This window comes from Nocardia cyriacigeorgica, from assembly GCF_029868385.1.
Classification (GTDB): domain Bacteria; phylum Actinomycetota; class Actinomycetes; order Mycobacteriales; family Mycobacteriaceae; genus Nocardia; species Nocardia cyriacigeorgica_F.
Map to the genome: position 1 here is coordinate 159,656 of NZ_JARWNX010000061.1, position 19,951 is coordinate 179,606.

20 protein-coding genes and 1 riboswitch are annotated in these 19,951 nt (G+C 67.2%); of the genes, 10 read left to right on the forward strand and 10 right to left on the reverse strand.

Going from position 1 to position 19,951, the window contains the following annotated elements; genetic code table 11:
• Positions 1–16: 16 nt before the first annotated feature.
• Together QH168_RS22360 and QH168_RS22365 are read right to left on the reverse strand one after the other, a co-directional pair.
• Positions 17–886: an SDR family NAD(P)-dependent oxidoreductase gene (locus QH168_RS22360; RefSeq protein ID WP_280236729.1), complete on the reverse strand. Its 870-nt coding sequence runs from the start codon at positions 884–886 to the stop codon at positions 17–19.
• Between the two features lie 108 nt (positions 887–994).
• Entirely contained in the window at positions 995–2,608 is a 1,614-nt protein-coding gene (locus QH168_RS22365; RefSeq protein WP_280236730.1) for an MFS transporter, read from the reverse strand.
• A gap of 386 nt (positions 2,609–2,994) precedes the next feature.
• Between QH168_RS22365 and QH168_RS22370 the strand changes: the two genes are divergently transcribed.
• From QH168_RS22370 to QH168_RS22385, 4 genes are all read left to right on the forward strand, one after another.
• A complete protein-coding gene (locus QH168_RS22370; RefSeq protein ID WP_280236731.1) occupies positions 2,995–3,375 on the forward strand; it encodes an SHOCT domain-containing protein in 381 nt (126 codons plus the stop codon).
• A gap of 56 nt (positions 3,376–3,431) precedes the next feature.
• Entirely contained in the window at positions 3,432–3,749 is a 318-nt protein-coding gene (locus QH168_RS22375) for an amphi-Trp domain-containing protein (RefSeq protein ID WP_280236732.1), read from the forward strand.
• A 105-nt stretch (positions 3,750–3,854) separates the two neighbouring features.
• The gene (locus QH168_RS22380; RefSeq protein ID WP_280236733.1) at positions 3,855–5,204 is read left to right on the forward strand and encodes a diacylglycerol kinase family protein; all 1,350 of its coding nucleotides are present in this window, start codon (positions 3,855–3,857) and stop codon (positions 5,202–5,204) included.
• 58 nt (positions 5,205–5,262) lie between these two features.
• Positions 5,263–5,799: a hypothetical protein gene (locus QH168_RS22385; RefSeq protein WP_280236734.1), complete on the forward strand. Its 537-nt coding sequence runs from the start codon at positions 5,263–5,265 to the stop codon at positions 5,797–5,799.
• A gap of 16 nt (positions 5,800–5,815) precedes the next feature.
• On the opposite strand, the gene QH168_RS22390 is transcribed toward QH168_RS22385, so the two are convergent.
• From QH168_RS22390 to QH168_RS22405, 4 genes are read right to left on the reverse strand one after another with little or no spacing between them, the layout of a single operon-like run.
• A complete protein-coding gene (locus QH168_RS22390; protein WP_280236735.1) occupies positions 5,816–6,337 on the reverse strand; it encodes a GNAT family N-acetyltransferase in 522 nt (173 codons plus the stop codon).
• A 3-nt stretch (positions 6,338–6,340) separates the two neighbouring features.
• Positions 6,341–7,321 carry an ABC transporter substrate-binding protein gene (locus tag QH168_RS22395; protein ID WP_280236736.1) on the reverse strand — a complete coding sequence of 327 codons (981 nt, stop codon included), beginning with the start codon at positions 7,319–7,321 and terminating at the stop codon, positions 6,341–6,343.
• Positions 7,322–7,357: 36 nt separating this feature from the next.
• The gene (locus tag QH168_RS22400; RefSeq protein WP_280236737.1) at positions 7,358–8,140 is read right to left on the reverse strand and encodes an amino acid ABC transporter ATP-binding protein; all 783 of its coding nucleotides are present in this window, start codon (positions 8,138–8,140) and stop codon (positions 7,358–7,360) included.
• On the reverse strand, positions 8,137–9,045 hold the full coding sequence (locus tag QH168_RS22405; RefSeq protein ID WP_280236828.1) for an amino acid ABC transporter permease: 909 nt from the start codon (positions 9,043–9,045) through the stop codon (positions 8,137–8,139). Before QH168_RS22405 ends, QH168_RS22400 begins: the two co-directional genes overlap by 4 nt.
• A gap of 60 nt (positions 9,046–9,105) precedes the next feature.
• A riboswitch (SAM riboswitch) is annotated at positions 9,106–9,200 on the reverse strand.
• Between the two features lie 249 nt (positions 9,201–9,449).
• Here QH168_RS22405 and QH168_RS22410 point away from each other — a divergent pair.
• From QH168_RS22410 to QH168_RS22420, 3 genes are read left to right on the forward strand one after another with little or no spacing between them, the layout of a single operon-like run.
• On the forward strand, positions 9,450–10,328 hold the full coding sequence (locus QH168_RS22410) for an ABC transporter permease (protein WP_280236738.1): 879 nt from the start codon (positions 9,450–9,452) through the stop codon (positions 10,326–10,328).
• Positions 10,325–11,386: a taurine ABC transporter substrate-binding protein gene (locus tag QH168_RS22415; RefSeq protein WP_280236739.1), complete on the forward strand. Its 1,062-nt coding sequence runs from the start codon at positions 10,325–10,327 to the stop codon at positions 11,384–11,386. Before QH168_RS22410 ends, QH168_RS22415 begins: the two co-directional genes overlap by 4 nt.
• The gene (locus QH168_RS22420; RefSeq protein WP_280236740.1) at positions 11,383–12,174 is read left to right on the forward strand and encodes an ABC transporter ATP-binding protein; all 792 of its coding nucleotides are present in this window, start codon (positions 11,383–11,385) and stop codon (positions 12,172–12,174) included. Before QH168_RS22415 ends, QH168_RS22420 begins: the two co-directional genes overlap by 4 nt.
• A 13-nt stretch (positions 12,175–12,187) precedes the next feature.
• Here the strand turns inward: QH168_RS22420 and QH168_RS22425 are convergent, their stop codons facing one another.
• On the reverse strand, positions 12,188–14,542 hold the full coding sequence (locus QH168_RS22425) for an FdhF/YdeP family oxidoreductase (protein WP_280236741.1): 2,355 nt from the start codon (positions 14,540–14,542) through the stop codon (positions 12,188–12,190).
• A gap of 390 nt (positions 14,543–14,932) precedes the next feature.
• Here QH168_RS22425 and QH168_RS27620 point away from each other — a divergent pair, with 390 nt between their 5' ends.
• The 3 genes from QH168_RS27620 to QH168_RS22440 are packed head-to-tail and all read left to right on the forward strand — an operon-like array spanning position 14,933 to position 17,819.
• Positions 14,933–16,162 carry an FUSC family protein gene (locus QH168_RS27620; protein ID WP_348537608.1) on the forward strand — a complete coding sequence of 410 codons (1,230 nt, stop codon included), beginning with the start codon at positions 14,933–14,935 and terminating at the stop codon, positions 16,160–16,162.
• Between the two features lie 35 nt (positions 16,163–16,197).
• Positions 16,198–17,124, forward strand: coding sequence for a LysR family transcriptional regulator (locus QH168_RS22435; RefSeq protein ID WP_280236742.1), 927 nt, complete (start codon positions 16,198–16,200; stop codon positions 17,122–17,124).
• 59 nt (positions 17,125–17,183) lie between these two features.
• Entirely contained in the window at positions 17,184–17,819 is a 636-nt protein-coding gene (locus QH168_RS22440; protein ID WP_280236743.1) for a DUF1345 domain-containing protein, read from the forward strand.
• Positions 17,820–18,013: 194 nt separating this feature from the next.
• On the opposite strand, the gene QH168_RS22445 is transcribed toward QH168_RS22440, so the two are convergent.
• The 3 genes from QH168_RS22445 to QH168_RS22455 all read right to left on the reverse strand — a co-directional run bounded on the left by QH168_RS22445 (position 18,014) and on the right by QH168_RS22455 (position 19,928).
• Positions 18,014–18,508, reverse strand: coding sequence for a hypothetical protein (locus QH168_RS22445; RefSeq protein ID WP_280236744.1), 495 nt, complete (start codon positions 18,506–18,508; stop codon positions 18,014–18,016).
• Positions 18,509–18,587: 79 nt separating this feature from the next.
• A complete protein-coding gene (locus QH168_RS22450) occupies positions 18,588–19,394 on the reverse strand; it encodes a MerR family transcriptional regulator (protein WP_280236745.1) in 807 nt (268 codons plus the stop codon).
• Positions 19,395–19,421: 27 nt separating this feature from the next.
• The gene (locus tag QH168_RS22455) at positions 19,422–19,928 is read right to left on the reverse strand and encodes a VOC family protein (RefSeq protein ID WP_280236746.1); all 507 of its coding nucleotides are present in this window, start codon (positions 19,926–19,928) and stop codon (positions 19,422–19,424) included.
• Between the last annotated feature and the right edge of the window lie 23 nt (positions 19,929–19,951).

The window sequence follows — 19,951 nt, forward strand, 5'->3', positions numbered from 1 at the left end:
GGTCGAGGGCGCGGGATCAGTCGATGACCGCATCGGAGAACGCCGGCGGATCGCCGAGGAACGGCCGATGCGACGGCGGCTGCTGCCCCTCGATGTCGGCGACGCCGAGTTCCTGGGCGATCTCGGCGCCGATGAGCACCTGCCCACTGCGCTTCATCAACTCCGGGTCGCGTGTGAGGGCATCGATGACGCGGCCGGTGAATTCCGGCGACTCGGCCGTCGCGGCCAAACCCTCGTAGGCACCGGGATTCGCGGCGAAACCGGCGAGGGTGCGTTCGGTCTTGAGCAGACCCATCCAGATGGAGACCACCGCGACGTTGTACGGCCGGAAATCGACGGCCATATCGTGGGCCATCTTGTCCACCGCCGCCTTACCCGCGCCGTAGGCGGGGCCGTGCATATAGCAGGCGCCGCCGAACGACGAGGTGTTCACCACCAGCCCCGAGCCATTGGCGACCAGCAGCGGCGCGGCGTAATAGCTGGAGACGTAGCTGGAGCGCATGCCGACCTCGAGCAGATCCAGCAGCGCCAGCGGCTTCTCCCAGAACGGGCCCTTGTCGGTCAGGCCATCCGGTACGGTCAGCGCGTTGTTGACCAGGATGTCGAGACGTCCGTGCTCCTCGCCCAGCCGGGTGAAGAAGTCCTCGACCTGTGAGTCGTCGCTGTGGTCGAGCACCACCGGCACCCCGTGCCCGCCGCGGCGGGTGATCTCCTCGGCCGTCGCGAATACCGTGCCCGGCAGCGGTGCGTCGCCTTCGGTGCGCGTCCTACCGGTGACGTACACCCTGGCACCGGTGTCGCCGAGTGCCAGGGCGATGCCCTTGCCCGCGCCGCGACTCGCGCCGGTGACCACCACGATCCGTTCCGCACCCACAGTCCACTCCATCCGCCGTCGGACAACCGCATCCGGGGACACGGTCCAGATCTGTTCAACTGAACCGGTCCGGCCGGGTCTCGCGTACGCCCTGTCCCGGTGGACGGGACGATCGGCGTATCAGATACCCGAAGGGGGCGGCTCATCCGGTTCGTCACCCGGCCGCTGTCGCGCCGGAGCACGCGCCATCCGAACGGAGGTGAGCACACCGAGGAGACCGGCGAGCAGCGGAATCAACAGCGCCACCTGGAGGGCGGGCGGGCGGGCGTCGGTGTTGATGCGGATGATCTCGTCCTTGATCGCCGGTGGTTGATCGACGAGCAATTGCTCGAGACTGGTGTTGCTCATGACCTCGGCGTCGTCTTCGAGTACCCGCGCCACCTGCTGCTGTTCGGCGGGTGGGAGCACCGTGCTCGATTGCGCCATGGTGGTGAAGGTGAACGACAGCGTCGCCAGCAGGATCGCTCCGGCGAACGCCAGTCCGAAGGACAAGCCGAACGATCCCGCCGCCGAATTGACGCCCGCGGCTTCGCTGATCCGCTCCTCTTCGATCGGGGCCAGCGTGTAGTTGTTGAGCTGCGAGACCAACAGCCCCAAGCCCGATCCCGCGATCACCAGCGGTAACAGCAGACCCCATCCGAACTGGGCGAGGGGCACGATCGGGATCAACGCCGCCGTCCCGATCGTCAAGAGCACGAATCCCCACCGGATGATGCCGCTCGGCCGCCGATCACCGGCCTTCTTGCCGGCGAGCAGCGCCACCGCGAACATGCTCAACGACAGCGGCGCGAGGGAAAGACCCGCCTGCATCGCGTTGTATTCGAGCACCATCTGCAAGTAGATCGGCAGCGCGATCATCGTGCCGCCGAGCGCGATCTGCTGAAGCATCTGCCCGGAAATGCCGAGCCGGAATGCCCTGGAGCGGAACAGATCCGGGTCCAGCAGACCGGGTTCGCCCGACCGTTTGCGCCGCACCAGCCAGTAGGCGAGACCGCCGAGCGCGATCGCGCCGACCGCCATGAGCGCACCCACCGATTCACCGCCCTCCTGCCACACCAGAATGCCCAGCACGATCCCGCCCATCCCGAGAACCGACAGCACCGCGCCCACCGCGTCGAGGCCGCGGGGCCCGGCGTAGGGCACATCGCGGACGAGCCGGATACCGGACAGCACGATCGCGATGACGACCACCTCGAGGACGAATCCGACGCGCCAGGACAGATAGGTGGTGATGAACCCGCCGAGCAGGGGGCCGACGGCGGCGGCGATCGCGGCCGCCGCACCGACCAGCGCGTAGACCTTCTGCTGCGCCGCACCTTCGAAATTGCCGTGGATGAGCGACTGCATGGCCGGAAGCAGCAGTGACGCGCCGATGCCGCCGAGTACCGCCCAGAAGATGATGATCGCGGTCAGACTCTGCGCCACCGCCATCGCGGACGCACCGATCGCGTACCCGAGCAGGCCGAGCACATAGGCGTGCTTGCGGCCGATGAGATCACCGACCTTGCCGCCGATCAGGATGAACGCCGCCGACACCAACGCCTCGAGCGCGATCGCGGCCTGCACTCCACTCACGGTGGTGTCGAGATCGCGAACCACCGCCGAGATCGAGACATTCATCAGGGATGTGTCGACGACGAGGACGAACATCGCCATCGCCAGCAGCAACGCGAGCACACGTTGGCTACCCATCGGCTTCGCGGCGGGATCGCTGGTCGCAGGCCCCTCGGTCATCGGCGGCACCCTGACATCGCGGCCACCTCCTGAACGCGCTGACCCCTCGGCGAGAACGGTGCGCCGGATGCACATGTGCGACCGATCCGGCGCGTTCATCCATCGTCTGTCGCACGACCGAGATAGATCAACACACGAAACGGCAACGGCCGCCCGGACGGTCACGGATTGATATCGACGCAGGGGTGATATCGGCGGAATGGCCGGTTTTTCGTCGGCAACGCGACGAATTCTGGCGCAGTATCACCCGCAGCGGGTGAGACCGCATCGGCGCGAAAATCCTACACTCGACCACGCGGAGGTAGGCCGGGTGAGCAGCGCATACGACCTGGTCGGCACCGCCGCAGCCCATATGATGGATTGCCGCATCGAAGGATGGTCACCCCATGTTGGATTCATTTTGGGAACTGCTGTGGTACACGCTGATCGTTTTCGCGTTCGTCGCCTATCTGATCATCCTGTTCCACGTCATCGCCGACCTTTTCCGTGACCGCAGCATGTCGGGAATCGTCAAGACCCTGTGGATCATCTTCTTGATCGTGCTGCCCTACATCGCCGTGTTCGTCTACCTCATCGCCCGAGGTCGCGGTATGGCCGAACGGCAACTCGAAGCGCAGGCCGAGGCCAAGGAGGCCACCGACCGATACATCCAGCAGGTGGCCGGTAAGTCCCCCGCCGATCAGATCGCCGACGCGAAGGTCATGCTCGACGCGGGCACCATCACCCAGGCCGAGTTCGACGTACTCAAGGCGAAAGCACTGAGCTGAGGCCCACATCGCGATAGTCGCGGTGGCAGCCACCGCGTCGGAGGTCAGGAGTCGTCGTGCCCAAATTGGAGCTGAAGAGAACGTCCGCGCTCACCCGCGATGAAGTGTCGCAGCGGCTCATCGCGCTCGGGCATGCCCTCGCGGGCGGCTCCGAGGTCGAACTCGGTGCCGAGGGCGACTCGCTGTCGATCGTCGTCGCCGACGAGGTGCGCTGGGAACTCGAGATCGAGGTCGATGGTGACGAAACCGAGATAGAGATCGAGATCAGCTGGCGCGATGACGCGTCCGGCGCCGACACACCCGCCGATACGGAGACCGTGGTGCGCGCCAAGCCCGCTCGTCGTGCGCGGCCGCGTAAGACCACCGCGAAATGATCGGCGAATGTGCACCGGACGGGCCTCTTCTCGCGATCGGCCGATGACCTCTCGAGCCGCACCGGTGAACTCGTCCGCCTGAGTTCGGTCAGCGAGGTACGGGCAATGCCGCGTCACGACGAGTCCGGTCCGGGTGAATCCGTGCACGGCCGCGCGCGCTGGTGGGCGCGGGCGGCATTCCTTGCCGCGTTCGGAGCGGTCGCGGTTCCGGTGGTGTTCGCGGGCCTGCTGCACACTGTGGCGTTGCTGTTCCTGATCGTCGGCGCGCTCGCCGTCGGCATCGCGGCGGCGTTCTGGTTCCTGACGAGCCGGGGTGCGCCGCGGTGGATTTCGCTCGGCGTGGTGGTGACGGCGCCGCTGGTCGTCCTCGTCGTCCTCGTTCGCGCACATCTGCTGTGGGTGGTGCTACTCGCGTTCGGGCTGGCGGTGCTCGCCGTGGTCTGCGCGCGGGCCGCACTGGCCGCGGACCGGGCGCAGACGGCCATCCCGGAGATACCCGCGCCGCCACCGCGGCGGCCGTTTCTGGTGATGAATCCGCGTTCGGGTGGCGGGAAGGTCGAGCGGTTCGATCTGAAGGCCCGAGCCGAGGCACTCGGCGCCGAGGTGGTCATGCTCGAAGGGCCCGGCACGGTCGATATCGACGCGGTGACCCGGAACGCGGTGGCGGCCGGGGCCGACCTCCTCGGTGTAGCGGGTGGCGACGGGACGCAGGCGCTCGTCGCGGGTATCGCCGCCGAATACGATCTGCCCTTCCTGGTGATCAGCGCAGGTACCCGCAACCATTTCGCCGCCGATCTCGGGCTGGACCTCGCCGATCCGTCCCGATGTCTGGACGCGCTCACCGACGGCACCGAACTGCGCGTCGACCTGGGCGAAGTCAACGGGCGCACCTTCGTCAACAACGCCTCCTTCGGTGTTTACGCGCAGGTGGTGCAGCGCCCGGAGTACCGGCAGGACAAGACCCGCACGGTGCTGCGGATGCTCCCCGATATGCTCGACGGCCACCGTGACACCGGGCTGGCCGCCCACCTGGGTGGGGCGACGATCACGGCGCCACAGGCGGTTCTGGTGAGCAACGGCCCCTACGAAACCCATGATCTCGCGGGCCTCGGGCACCGCTCGCGATTGGATCGCGGCATTCTGGGCGTTCTGACCATCACGGTGAGCAGTGCACGGCAGGCGGTCGGTCTCCTACGCCGCGCGCATCGGCGCGGCCTGACCCGGCACACCCTGCGCGAGGTGATCGTCGACGCCGACGCACCCGAGATTCCCGTCGGCGTCGACGGCGAGGCGCTCATGCTCCGAACGCCCGTGCGGTGCACCATCATCCCCGAGGCGCTGCGGGTGCGGGTCCCGCGTCAGCGTCCGGGCCGTCGCCCCGCCAGACGGCCGCTGGACTGGGTGCGGCTGCGGGAGCTGGCGTTGTCGTCGGCGAACCGGCGGCGAGGCCGATGATCTCGCGGCGCCGCCGCCGATCCGAGTATCTGGTCCTGCCCTGCCGAGAGGAGCTGTGATGGACAAGGGTCCGCATTCGCTGTTGCACGGCCCTTTGTTCTCGCGCCGTATGCCGCTGGACCGTGACAATGCGGCCAGCCGCATCAGCGCCTATATCTACGGCAATGTGCTGGTGCTCGCGGCGCTGGTGCCGGTCGTCACCGCGGAGAAGTACGTGGGCATCCTGGTGGTGCTCGGGGCGACGATATCCACCTTCGTCGCCCATGCGTTCGCCGAAGCGGTCGGACGCAGCGTGCGTATGCGCAGTACGCTGACCATGTCGGAGCAGCTGCACGAGCTGCGTAACTCCGTGCCGATCCTCAGTTCGGCGGTCCTGCCGTGCGTCATCCTGGCGACCGGATGGCTGGGGTGGCTGGAGCCGCGCACCTCGCAGATCGTCGCGGAACTGGCCGTGCTGCTGCGCATCGGTGGCGTGGTGTTCGTCATCGGGCGGCTCAACGGTCAGCGCCCGACCCGTGGGACCATCTACGCCGCGGTCCTGCTGGCCGTGGTCGCGACGACCGTGGTGATCGTCAAGGTCCTGCTCACCCATTGAGGCGCAACAGTTCGTTTCAGGCGTACACCTCGGCCTCGCCTCCGGATACCGTCCCCACATCTGCCGCATCCGTCAGCCACTTCTCGAACGGGTGCAACAATCCGGCCTCGTGGCGAACCGTCCGTTCCAGCGCGGTGTAACCGGCCGCGTCGTACAGCGCCACGGCCTCGGGCTGGCGTGGCCCGGTGGTGAGGTAGACGCGCCTGTAGCCGCGCCGCGTGATCTCGGCTTCCAGTTCGGTCAGGACGAAACGCCCGAGTCCGCGCCGACGGTGCCCACGCGCGGTCCAGATGCGCTTCAGTTCCGCGGTCTCGGCGTCGTAGCGCCGGAACGCGCCCCCGGCCACCGGTTCCCCGTGTTCGACGACGACCAGCAGCGCACCGCTCGGCGGGGCGAACTCCGCGGCAGGATAGGTCAGCAGATCCTGATGTACCGCACCGGCGGTACCTCCGTAGCGGGTGCTGTATTCGATCGCCAGCTCGGCGAGCAGTGGCGCGGCCAGCGGATCATCCTGCTCGACCTGGAAGACACGGCGCACAGCTCACCCCTGCTGCTTCGGCAGTCCGGGTGGGTTGATCCGCGATTGCGGTACGGCCTCGCTCTGCAACCCCCAGCGGGCGATCACCTGCTGATAGGTGCCGCTGCCGATGGCGTGCTGCAAGGCCTCGTGGATCGCACCGATCAGGCCGTTGTCCTTCTTGGTGAGCACCGCGATCTCGGCCTGGAGCGCCTCGCCCGCACCGGACAGCGTCGCGGCGATCTTGGTGTCACCGGAGGTGGCCGAGTGGTACACGGCCACCGGATTCGGGCCGAGATAACCGTCGATCCGATGCGATGACAGCGCCAGGTAGTAGTCGGTGGCCTGCTGGTAGTAGGCGATATCGATGGCCGGTAGCCTCTCGGCGACATTACGGTCGTTCCATTCGACCAGCAGCTGTTCTTGATTGGTGCCGCTGCCGACGCCGATGCGTTTGCCCGCCAACGATTTCCGGTCGGTGAACGCCCAGTCGGCGTCCTCGTGAACCTCCAACGCGATATTGTCGAGCCGGTAGGTGGCGAAGTCGTATTTCTCCTTGCGTTCCTCGGTGACGGTGACGTTGGACAGGAATACGTCCACCTCGCCGGAATCGACGCGCACGAAATTCTGTGACCAGTCGGCGGCCTGGAGTTCGACTCGTAGCCCGAGGATATCGGCGACCAGATAGGCGAAGTCGACCTCGGAGCCGACCAGGGTCCGATCGTCGGTGGCGTGGAAGCGCAGCGGCGGGCCGGTGGTGGCCGAACCGGTGACCACGAGCGTGCCCCGGTCCCGGATCGGCTGCGGCACCTTGGCGGCGATCGCGTCGACTTTGTCGGTTCTGACACGCGTCGACTGTTCCGGGGACAGATCGAAGATCTGGCCGTCGGCCGTGCGCACCTCGTCATCGATATCGCCGCCGCCACCGCAGGCGCCCACCAGGAGCGCGACAGCGGTGAGCGCGGCGGCGAGTACGCCGCGGCGGCCGGTTCGGGCGACAGACATGGGTGATTCCTCTACTTCCTGGTACCGATGGCGCACTCAGCGAACGTGTGCCACAAACGCTTTCGTTCGGGGATGAACGGGGTTGTCCAAGACCTGGTGCGGCGGGCCCTGTTCGATGATGCGGCCCGCGTCCAGCAGCACGATGGTGTCGGCGATCTCGCGGGCGAACCCCATTTCGTGGGTGACGATCACCAGGGTGGCGCCGTCGCGGGCGAGCCCTCGGATGACGTCGAGCACCTCACCGACGAGTTCGGGATCGAGGGCGGAGGTGGGTTCATCGAAGAGGATCACCTTCGGTCGCAGCGCCAGGGCCCGCGCGATCGCTACTCGCTGCTGCTGGCCGCCCGACAATTGACGTGGATAGGCGGCGGCTCTGTCGGCCAGGCCGACCCGATCGAGCAGTTCCAGCGCGAGGGTCCGCGCCTCGGCGCGGGTCCTGCCCTGAGCCGCGACCGGAGCCAGTGCGACATTCTCGGCCACGGTCAGATGCGGAAACAGGTTGAAGTTCTGGAAGACGAAACCGATCCTGGACCGCTGCCGCAGGATCTCCCGCTCCCGGAGTTCGTGCAGCTTGCCGCCCTTGCGCCGGTAGCCGACCAGTTCACCGCCCACCCGCACCGTGCCCGCGTCGACCTTCTCCAGATGGTTGACCACCCGCAGCAGGGTGGATTTCCCCGATCCCGACGGCCCGAGAATCACGGTGACCTCGCCGGGCCGCACCGCCAGATCGATACCGCGTAATACCTCGACGCCCGAATAGGCCTTGCGGATACCGCGTAGTTCCACGGCATATTCGGAGGTGGTTGCCGTTTCGGTCATCGGCGCTCCTTGGTGATCTCGGCGATCGTGCCGCGCACGCGTTGGAGCGGCGTCGGGGGAAGTTCTCGCTGACTGCCCTTCGCGAAATGCCGTTCGATGTAGTACTGGGCGACGGTGAGAATCGTGGTGAGCACGATGTACCAGACCGTCGCCACCATCAGCAGCGGCACCACCCTGCCGTTACGGCCGAAGATCACCTGCACCTGATAGAACAGCTCGGCGATCGCCATCACCGATACGATCGAGGTGCCCTTGAACAGGCTGATCACCTCGTTGACCGCATTGGGCAGGATACCGCGCATCGCCTGCGGCGCAACGATCGTGAAGAACTGCCGGTGCCACGGGAGTCCGAGCGATGTGGCGGCCTCCACCTGGCCGGGATCGACGGAAATGATTCCCGCCCTGATGATCTCGGCCGCGTAGGCAGCCTGATGCAGGGCCAATCCGATGACCGCGGCGGTGAATCCGCTGATCACACCGTTGACATCGAAGCTGATGAAGCCGGGACCGAACGGGATGCCGAGGGTCAGGGTGCGGTAGAGGTAGGCGATATTGAACCAGAACAGCAGCTGCACGATCAGTGGGATCGAGCGGAACGCCCAGATGTAGGTCCACGAGATCACTTGCAGCACCGGATTGTGCGACAGTCGACCGATCGCCAGCCAGATGCCGAGGAAGAACCCGGCAAGCGTCCCGTACAGGGTCAGTTCCACGGTCACCCGCAGCGCTTTCAGGACGGCGTCGGCGGTGAAATAGTCGGCGAATGTCGGCCAGTCCCAACCCGGATTGGTGACCAGCCCGTGCACGAACTGCGCGACCAGCACCAACGCGACGGCGGCCACCACCCAGCGCAACGGATGCCAGGTCCGCGCCACCGGCAGGGCATCGTCATCGGGCTCGGCCATCCGTGCCTGTTCCGGGTCGGCGGCCTCGACCCCGGCGACTGTGCTCATGAAATGCTCGATCCTCCATCGGTCCTGGCGGTAGCACCCGCACCCAGGGGTTCGGGGGGTTGCTGCGGTCTCGTCGAGCCAGGTCTCTCGGCCGCTCTGGATGGTGAGGCCACTGTAGGAGCGCGGGCGGATCGCTGTCGCGGGTCACGATCAGCCTGAGTTCAATCGATGACACCGCCGCCTGGTCGAGTGCTGGCGCGCGGCGCCAGCAGTTTCGATCACGCCGCGCCGAACTCTCCCCGCTGCTGGCACGTCTCGGTACCTTCGCCACTCCGGCCGATCACACGATCACCCCAGCACGGCCGAGGTGAGGAGAGTGTCGTGGCCGACCTTGGCCCGAGAGAAGGCGGTGGCCGATGACCGCGGCGACCGACACGGCGGATGCGCCCGCGCTGACAGATCCGGTCCCGACCGCGCGGCGGAACGCCCGTGGCCGGTTGCGTCCCGCGCTGACACGGGTCACCGCGCTCGCATTCGTGCTCGCGCTCTGGATTCTGATCACCGCGGGCGGGCTGGTCGACCCGTTGTATCTGCCGTCGCCGCGCGCGGTATGGGATGCGTTCGTACGGGCCAACACCAGGCACCAGATCGCGCCGGGGATCGATCGCACCGTGATCGGTGAGCAGAACTATTACCTATGGGAGCATCTGGTCGCCAGCTTGCAGCGCATCGGCGCCGGAGTCGGGGCGGCCATCGTGATCGGACCACTCGTCGGGTTCGTGATGGGCATGCTGGCGCCGGTGCGGCTGATCACCGAGCCGATCCTGAACTTTCTGCGTTCCCTGCCGCCGCTGGGATATATCGGTTTGCTGATCGTATGGTTCGGCATCGGTGATCTGTCGAAGATCTGGCTGCTGTTCCTCGCGGCGTTCCCACCGATCGCCATTGCCACGCTGAACGGTGTGGCCGGGGTGAAACAGGACTATCTCGATGCCGCGCGGTCGCTGGGCGCCGGTCGGGTGCAGGTCATCGCGCAGGTGGTGATGCCAGCGACTTTGCCCGAGGTGATCGGCGGGATCCGCATCGCCACCGCCTTCGCCTGGACCACCGTGGTGGCCGCCGAACTCAACAACGGCATTCCCGGCATCGGCGGGCTCGCCTATATCTCCGGTACGCAACTCGATACGCCGTTGACCATCGCCTGCATCATCGTCATCGGGTGCGCGGCCTTGGTCCTCGATTCGATTCTGAAGGTCGTCGGTGACGTCGTCGTCCCGTGGAAAGGCAAGGCATGACAGGCATATTCCGCACGGTCCTCGCGCTGGTCTGCGCTCTCGTCGCGGCCGCGACGGCCGGATGCGTGGAATCGGGCCGCAGCGATACCGGTGCGTCGAACACCGTGACGGCCTGCCCCTTCGCGCCGGATCTGACCATCACCGCCGAGGTTCGCATCGGCTATCAGGCGATCCCCAACGCGGACCTGTACGTCAAGGACCAGGGGCTGCTCCAGGTGTGCGCACCGAACGCGAGAATCACCTGGAGCCGGTTCTCCTCCGGCGCCGATGTGGTTCAGGCGTTCGGGGCGGGAAGTATCGATATCGGCACGCTCGGATCGAGTCCGGCCACCAAAGCGCTGTCGGCGCCGCTGAATCTGCCGGTGCGGGTGCTGTGGATCCACGATGTCATCGGGACGTCGGAAGCGCTGGTGGTCAAGGATCCGTCGATCACCTCGATCGAGGGGCTGCGAGGTCAGCGGATCGCGACCCCGTTCGGCAGTACCGCGCACTACAGTCTGCTCGCGGCGTTGGACCGGGCGGGCGTGGCCGGTGCGGTGAATCTGATCAATATGCAGCCGGACGCGATTCCCGGTGCGTGGAGCGGCGACCAGATCGATGCCGCGTGGGTATGGGATCCGACGCTGTCGACACTCACCGCGGCGGGCGGCAAGGCGATACTGTCCAGCGCCGATACCGCGGCCGAGGGCGCACCCACCTTCGATCTCGCCGCGGCGACCACGACCTTCCTCGAGCAGCAGGGCCCCTTCGCGGCGGTATGGGCGAAAGCGCAGGCCCATGCGGTCGATCGGTTACGTGAGGATCCCGGTACCGCGGCGGTGTCGGTCGGTGCGCAGCTCGGTATCGAGCCCGCGGTCGCACAAGCGCAGCTGGCCGGATACACCTACCCGACCGCCGCCGAGCAGGCCGGACCACGGTATCTCGGTGGTGGGTTCGCCGACGATCTGCACAGGACCGCCCAATTCCTGCTCGGTCAGGGCGGTGTCGCGGCGGTCGGCAGCAGGCAGGACTACGGCGCGGCCATCTACCCGGACGCGGCTCGGGCGGCGACGATATGACCGTTCCCGAGGGGCATCGCATCACGCTGTCCGCAGTGACCAAGAGCTATCCGGGCGACAACGGCGCCACCCTGGTGCTCGCACCCACCGATCTCACCATCGAGGTCGGCGAATTCCTCTGTGTCGTAGGACCTTCCGGCTGCGGTAAATCGACCCTGCTCAATATCCTCGCGGGATTTCTCGAGCCCTCCGAGGGCGTGGTGCGGGTCGGTGACCGGCCGATCACCGGCCCGGACCCGGAGCGCGGGGTCGTCTTCCAACAGCCGACGCTGTATCCCTGGCTGTCGGTGCGACGCAATGTCGAATTCGGTCCGAAGCTGCGCGGTATCCCCCGAGCCGATCGAGCAGCCGCGGCCGACCGGCTGCTGAACATGGTCGGGCTCGACCACCTCGGTGACCGACGGCCCTATGAGCTGTCCGGTGGGCAACAGCAGCGCGCCCAGATCGCGCGGGTGCTGATCAACGATCCGCGAATCATTCTCATGGACGAGCCTTTCGGTGCGCTGGACGCGCTGACCAGGGAGAAACTCCAGGGCGAGCTGCTGGCGCTGTGGCGGGAGCGACGTAAGACCGTCCTGTTCGTGACCCACAGCATCGATGAGGCGCTGCTGCTCGGCACCCGGGTGATCGTCATGGGTACGCGACCGGGGCGCATCATCTACGACGAACCGACCGCGTTCAAGGACGCCCTCGGCGACGCACCGTTCACGGCGGCGCGGGCCGAGCCGGGGTTCACGACCATGCGTGATGAGGTCGCCGCGCACATCTACAGTGCACACGCGACCTGAGTAACACGCGGACTCACTCGGTCGGGTCGGAGTCCACTCCCCCGGCACGCTCGGATGAGCGTTGGACCCGCACCGTCAGATTCTTCATGATCGGCTGATCGCTCTGGGTGCTGAAATCCCCGATCGCGCACAGCACATTCATTTCCGGCATATACCCGGCGGCGCAGCCCGGCGGGATGTCGTACGGGATGACTTTGTAGTTGCGCAGTGATCGAGTACTGCCGTCACGGGCGATGCTGGTGATATCGACCTCGTCGAACTGCCGCAGCCCGCGTTCGCGCATATCGTCGGCGTTCATGAAGATGAGGGTGCGCAGATTCTTCACACCGCGGTAGCGGTCGTTATCGGAGTAGATGGTGGTGTTCCACTGATCGTGGGAGCGCATGGTCGCCAGGGTCAGTGTGCCCGGTTCGCGGATCAGGTCGGGTAGTGCGGCTGCGGAGAATTCGGCGCGGCCCGAGGGGGTGCCGAACACCAGTTCGCGGGCGGGTTGGCGGATTCGGAACCCGAGCGGCAACCGGACGCGGCGGTTGAAATCCTCGAAGCCGTCGAGCACCTGGGCCATCGTGTCGCGAATCCGGTCGTAATCCTCGACATAACGCTCCCACGGTGTGGCACTGGCGGGCAGCGCGGCGCGGGCGATCCCGGCGATGATCGCGGGTTCGGACATCAGATGCGGTGAGGCGGGCTTCTTCATGCCCTTGGACAGATGCACCATGCTCATCGAGTCCTCCACCGAGGTCTCCTGGATACCGCCGCGCTGCTCGTCCTTCTCGGTGCGGCCGAGGCACGGCAGAATCACCGCCCGTGTGCCGTGAACGAGATGGCTGCGGTTGAGTTTCGTGCTGACCTGCACCGTCAGCGCACAGTTGCGCAGCGCGTCGAAGGTGTAGGCGGTGTCGGGAGCGGCGATGGCGAAATTACCGCCCATACCGACGAATACCCGCACCGTCCCCGCGTGCATCCCGTCGATGGTCGCCACGGTGTCCAGGCCGTGGTCGCGCGGCGGATCGATACCGCACACCTGCGCCAACCGGTCCAGGAAGGCCGCGGTGGGACGGTGATCGATACCGCAGGTGCGGTTGCCCTGCACATTGCTGTGACCACGCACCGGCGAGGGCCCCGCCCCTTCCCGGCCCAGATTGCCGCGCAACAACAGCAGATTCACGATCTCGCGAACCGTGTCGACGCCGTGCTCGTGCTGGGTGATGCCGAGGCACCAGCTGATGATGCTGCGGTCGGCGTCGCAGTACACCCGCGCCGCCTTCCTGATCTCGGCCACCGCCACCCCGGACTGCTGTTCGATCTCGGTCCACGAGGTCGCCGCGCAGATCGCGCGATAGTCCTCGAAACCGGCGGTGTAGCGGTCGATGAATTCGATGTCGAGCGCCTTGGGATTCGACTGTGCCTCTTCCAGCACGGCTTTCGCCATCCCGCGCACCAGCGCCATATCGCCGCCGATCCGTGGTTGCAGATTCAGCGAGCTGGTCGGCGTGGCGCGGAAGGTGGCCATGTCCAGGAAGTCGTGCGGAATGATCGCGCGGCGGGCGGCGGCTTCGACCAGCGGGTTGACATGCACGATCTGCGCACCACGCTTATGCGCCTCGACCAGTGCGGTCAACATGCGCGGCGCGTTGGAGGCCGCGTTGACCCCGAGGATGAACAGCGCGTCGGTGGTCTCCCAATCCACGAGGTCGACAGTGCCCTTGCCGGTGCCGAGCGCGGCCTGCAAGGCGCGGCCGCTCGCCTCATGACACATGTTCGAGCAGTCGGGCAGATTGTTGGTGCCGAGTTCGCGGGCCAGCAGCTGATACAGGAACGTCGCCTCGTTGCCGAGCCGGCCGGAGGTGTAGAAGGCGGCCTGGTTCGGGTCGTCGAGTTCGCGCAGGGTGCGCCCGATCAGTTCGAAGGCCTCCGGCCAGCTGATCGGGAGGTAGCGGTCGGTGGCGGGGTCGTAGCTCATCGGCTCGGTGAGCCTGCCCTGGTTCTCCAGGTCGAGTTCGCTCCATCCCGACAGTTCCGCCACCGTATGCGCGGCGAAGAACTCGCGGTCGACGCGTTTGTGCGTCATCTCCCAGGCGACGTGTTTGATGCCGTTCTCGCAGATGTCGAGGTGCAGGCCCTTCATATCGTCGGGCCAGGCGCAGCCGGGACAGTCGAAGCCGCCGTCCTCGTGATTCATCTTCAGGATCGCGTGCGGGCCCGCGATGCCCTCACCCTCGCGCGCGAGGAACCGGGTGACGCTCTTGGCGGCGCCCCATCCGGCGGCCGGGTGATGGTAGGGGCGGAATTCGGGCTCGGCTCGCTCGTCACGACCTCGGCTCGGGCCGGTGTCCGCATCGGAGTGTCCGCGCGCGGTATCGGTCATGACGCATCCCTTTCGACGATTCCGACATCCGGTTCTCACGATCGAGAAGTGCGAAGCTCACCACTGTCCTACGACCAGATTCTCGTTGCGATCGGACGCGACCACAACGCCGACACCGGATCGAATTACGGTCGGATGCGGAACGGAAGCCCGCAGTGCTGACCAGTGTCGCGCGTGGGCGCCGACCACGTCCAAGACGAGATTCCGACCGGTCGATAAGCCGCACCTATCATCGCCGCTCTTGGCCGATATCCGCGCGTGAACGCGCAGAACAGCTGGTTGACGGGCCGCGGACGGCTCGGGCAGGCTGAGCACTCGGCCGAGGAAACGCTTCGCGACCGGGCGCCACACCATATTTGCTCGCACCCGCGACCGAGCTTCGGAGGGACCTTGCGCACCACGCGACAACGGCCGCGTCCGATGCTGCGGCAGCTCACCACCGAGATCGACCATCTGCCCGCCGCCCGTGTGTTCGTCGGCCTCGCGATACCCGGTCTGCTGCTGATCGCGCTCGGACGCACCGATCTGCTCATCTACGCGGTGTTCGGTTCCTTCACCGGAATGTACGGGTTCGCCGAAGCGCCGCGCCTGCGAATGATCCACCAACTGGAGGCCTCGGCGCTGCTGGTCGGTGGTGTCGGTGCGGGCATCGTCTTCGCTCGTCTGCACGCACCGGCCTGGCTGCTGGTCCCGGCGGTGGCGATCTTCGCGGCGGTGTGGTCACCGATCACCGACCGGCTCGGGCTGCGGCCGGAGGGCCCCTTCTTCGGCATCTTCGCCTTCGGCGCCATCGCGATGGTGGCGGGCGGCCAGGACGACCCCGCGCTGGCGTTGCTGATCTGCGCCGCGGCGGCCGGACTGTGCGTCGTGGTCGGCTACCTCGATGCGAGACGCCGCCCACGCGGCGCCGAAACCCCCGCGACGCCGTCGCGCCGGACCGCAAGCGCCTCGCTCGTACAGGCCGCCCGCTACGCCACGGCCATCGCGGTGGCGGGCGGGATCGGCCTGCTGCTCGGTGTCGGTCATGCCAATTGGGCGATGGCGGGCGCCGCGGTACCGCTGGTGGCGGCCGATCGCCGGGGCGGAGTCCAGCGTGGGGTGCACCGGGTCGTCGGCACCTTCGCGGGTCTCGCGGTGACCGCTCCCCTGCTGATCCCCGGACCGAGTCCGACCGTGCTCGCGCTGGCGATCATCGCGCTGCTGTATCCGACGGAACTGTTCATGGCCCGCCACTACGCGGTGGCGCTCGGCTTCTTCACGCCGCTGATCATGCTCATGACCGAGCTGGCCGATCCGACCGATCCCATGACCATGCTCGGCGACCGCGCCGTCGACACGCTGCTCGGCGTCACGGTCGGGGTCGCCGTGGCGCTGCTCATCCACAACGCCGCCACGCCGCCCGCCGTCGAGCCGACCGTATGCGAATTCGCGCATACTGGCGCCATGACTTCCGATAACGATGCCTGGTACTACTGTCTCGAACACCATCGCGCCGAACAGGGCAAGAACTGCTGGGTCGGCGACCGGATGGGGCCGTACCCCGACCAGGCGACCGCCGAGAACGCCCTGGAGATCGCCAAGGCCCGCAATCGCATCGCCGATGCACAGGATGAGGACTGAGCCGCCGCGAGACCGGCGACGTGGTCGAATAGCCCATGCTGTTTCGCCAGCTCGAGTATTTCGTCGCACTCGCGCGGGAACGCCATTTCGCCCGCGCGGCCCGCGCATGCTACGTCTCCCAGCCCGCGCTGTCGGAGGCGATCCGCAAGCTCGAACGCGAACTGGAAGTGCCGCTGGTGCGCCGCGGCCGTACCTTCGAGGGCCTGACCCCCGAAGGTGAGCGTCTCGTGCTGTGGGCGCGGCGCATCCTCGCCGACCACGACGCGCTCAAACACGAGGTCACCGCATTGCGCACCGGCCTCACCGGTGAACTGCGCATCGGGGTGATTCCCGCCGCGTCCGGCACCGTGGCCCTGTTGACCGATCCGTTCTGCACCGAACATCCGCTGGTGCGGGTGCGGCTCGAGACCAGCCTGCGCTCCCCCGAGATCGTCGAACGCATCCGCCGGTTCGAACTCGACGCCGGGATCGTGTACCCACACGGCATCGACACCGGCGACCTCACCGTCACCCCGCTCTACGATGAGCGGCACGTCCTTGTCGCGGGCACGGAACTCCTGGCCGGTCGGTCGGACACGATCAGCTGGGCCGATGCACTGGAGATGCCGATGTGTCTGCTGCACAAGGGGATGCACGGCCGCCGGCTCATCGATGACGCGCTCGCCACCCGCGGACTCACCGCGAGCCCGCAGCTCGACACCGACTCGGTGGTGGCCATGCTGGCGCACGCGGGCACCGGGCGCTGGGCCTGCGTCGTCCCGCAACCCTGGTTGCGGACGCTGCGTCCACCGGCGGGGGTCCGCGTGCTGCGGCTGGAGGACCCGCCCGTCACCGCGCGGATCGTGCTGGTCACCCAGGGCGGGGAGCCGGGTTCGGTGCTCACTCGCGCGCTCACCGAGACCGCGCGGACCGCCCGAATCGACGATGTGCTCGACGGTGTGCAGGCGCCAGGATCGGACTGAGTGGGTATCGAGGTCCGAATCAGCTATATCTCGGCAACCGATCAGTACAGTGAATCCGCATGGACACCCGGCTGCCCAACTCCGCTGTCACTCGTCTGGCCGGTTCGGTCGTCGCCGGCATCGTGATCGGTGCGCTCGTCGGCATACTCACCGAGTGGCCGCTCGGAGTGATCGCCGGTGTCGCCGCCGCGGATACGATCTTCGTCGTCATCGGCTGGTTCGTGCTGTGGCCGATGGATGCCGAGCAGACGCGGGCCAACGCGCGGCGCGAGGATTTCCGGCCGGTGATCGAAGAACTGTCGGTGGTCACCGTGGCCTCGAGCGGGCTCATCGGCATCGTGGTGATCCTCGTGCTCGGCGATACCGGAGCCGGTGAGGCGGCCGCCGCCGTCGCCCTCGGCGGTGTGTTCATGTCCTGGGCCACGCTGCACCTCATGTACGCCGCGCGCTACGCCTACCTCTATTACGAATCCCCCAGGGGCGGTATTGATTTCAACTCCGACGAACAACCGGCCTACCGCGACTTCTTCTACTTCAGCTACAACCTCGGCATGACCTACCAGGTCTCCGACACCGACGTCTCCGACCGCAGGATCCGCGCCGTCGCGCTACGCCACAATCTGCTCTCCTACGCTTTCGGCACCGTCATCCTCGCCACCACGATCAACCTCGTCATGGGCATCGCCACCGGCTGATCCGGCCGCGGCGCTCATGCGGCGCGATCGCCGGACGACGAGTACCCCGATGCCGCGCACGAGCAGATCCGCCACCGGATCACGACTTGTCCCCACCCATGACCGAAGGTGCGTTCGGGCTGGTACGCGGCGGTGCGCGATCTGCTCGAATCCGATCGACCGACCGCGCGGTGCTCGTCTCGAGCGGGTTCCGGTCAGGCGGGCGCTCCGGTGCGCAGGATGGCGAGCGCCGCATCCGGGACCAGCTCGCGGGGCAGGATCTCGCGGCGGTGGTCGGAGTAGCGGACCGTGACAACGGCGTCGCGCACATCGACGGATTCGATCTGGTCGTATCGGTGGCTGTCGGTGTCGGCGTCGGTGCCGGTGGTGAAGAAGCCCTCGAAGTACCTGGCTCGGAGTGCGGCGCCGGTCGCGGCACGCAGGGTCGTATTGCGCAGGGCGGGTCCCAGCGGCAACGCGACCGCCATGAACGTCATCAGCACCGAGAGGAAGACCGGCAGATACAGCCCACCTACCGGGGCGATGACCAGCCAGATGCCGAGCCAGATCACGATGAGCGCGGCGAGGACCGGCCAGCCGATCACCGACCGCAGAAACGCCTGCACCACCCGCCGCGATATCGCGCGATCCACGACCTGTTCCAGGTCGAGCCACGGCGTCGGTGCCGCCGCCGGCTGTTGCGCGTCCATGTCACCCTCCATATCGATGCACCACGGACCCTACCGACGGTCAGAACCTGGACAAAACGGGCGCGGCGTGCTCGGACGGTCAGGTCCAGGTCGCGGTGTCCGGGTCGACACCGTTGGCGCGCGCATTGGCGTCGATGATCTCGCGCAGCCAGGCGGTCAGGCCGGGTTCGAGATCGTCGTAGAAGGCGGTGAATCCCGGATCGGCGACGTAGCGACGCCCCAGACACACCTGCATCGCATGGGTGCAGTGGAAGTATGCACCGATCGACGCCCGATGACGTTCGGCCAGCGCATCGGCCTCGACGCTGCCGGGTGCCACACCCCGGCGGCAGGCCGCGGCCAGATCGGCGTTGAGGTCCTCGACGCTGTCGGCGATGTCCTGCCACTGCTCGGGCGTGCGCTCGGCGGCCCGCTCGGCGTACTGCGCCCATTCCGCGGTGTCGCCCCAGCGATCGTGGGCCTGCGCGACCCACTCCGGTTGCCACTGATCGCCGAACATCGCCACCTGCTCCTCGGCCGAGAGCAGAAGGCCCGACTGTCTGGCCTCGATCATGCGGTCCAGTGCCTCGCCCACCTGTTGGAGATGGGCGAGGCGTTCGCGCAGTCGGTCGCGTTGGTGGCGCAGCGAGATCGTCGCGTCCGACGACGGTGATTCCAGCAGACCGCCGATCTCATCGAGCGGTACACCCAGCTCCCGGTAGACGAGCACCCGGTGAATGCGGACGAGATCGGCGGCCGTGTAGAGCCGGTAGCCGGCGGCGGTGCGTTCGGAGGGGCTGATCAGCCCGATCGCATCCCAGTGGTGCAGTGCACGGACGGTGACGCCCACCCGCGCGGCGACCGCCCCGACGGTGAGCCCCTCCGTGGCAGCGGCACGATCCGGCATACGAGCCAGTCTGACAGCCACCCCCGATCACCCCGCGGGCGGTGGCGCGATACCCATGGCGCGCAGGTTGGCGGCTTCGGGGCTGTCCGGATCATAGGGGCGCGCCGCGGTCATGATGACCCGCGTGTTCTCCGGCGTACGGACTTCCAGCTCCACCGTGTTCCACGGCATCCGGCGCGGGCCCGTAGTGGAACCGGGCGCCAGCCCCTCACATGCTGCGGCGATCTGCTCGATCTGATTCAGCACGCACGAGAAGCTGACCGTGAGCGCGGGTGCGTCCGACGGCTCACCGGGCACGAGCAGAACATCCTGGAACGCCCAGCGGCGCAGATGGGTGATCTGCCCGGAAACCGAGAACAAGTCGAAGAACCCGAGGCCCCGGACCCAGAAATCCACCGACGCCGCCAGATCGGACGTCGGTGCGGTGACGAACATGGGCATGCCGTAGATGCCGCGGAACAGTTCCGGCGCCGCCGCGTCGGGTGCGGGAGCCGGGACCGGGCTGATGTCGAATGCGGGGTATGTGTCTGTCATGGAAGTCATCGTCGGGCCTCACG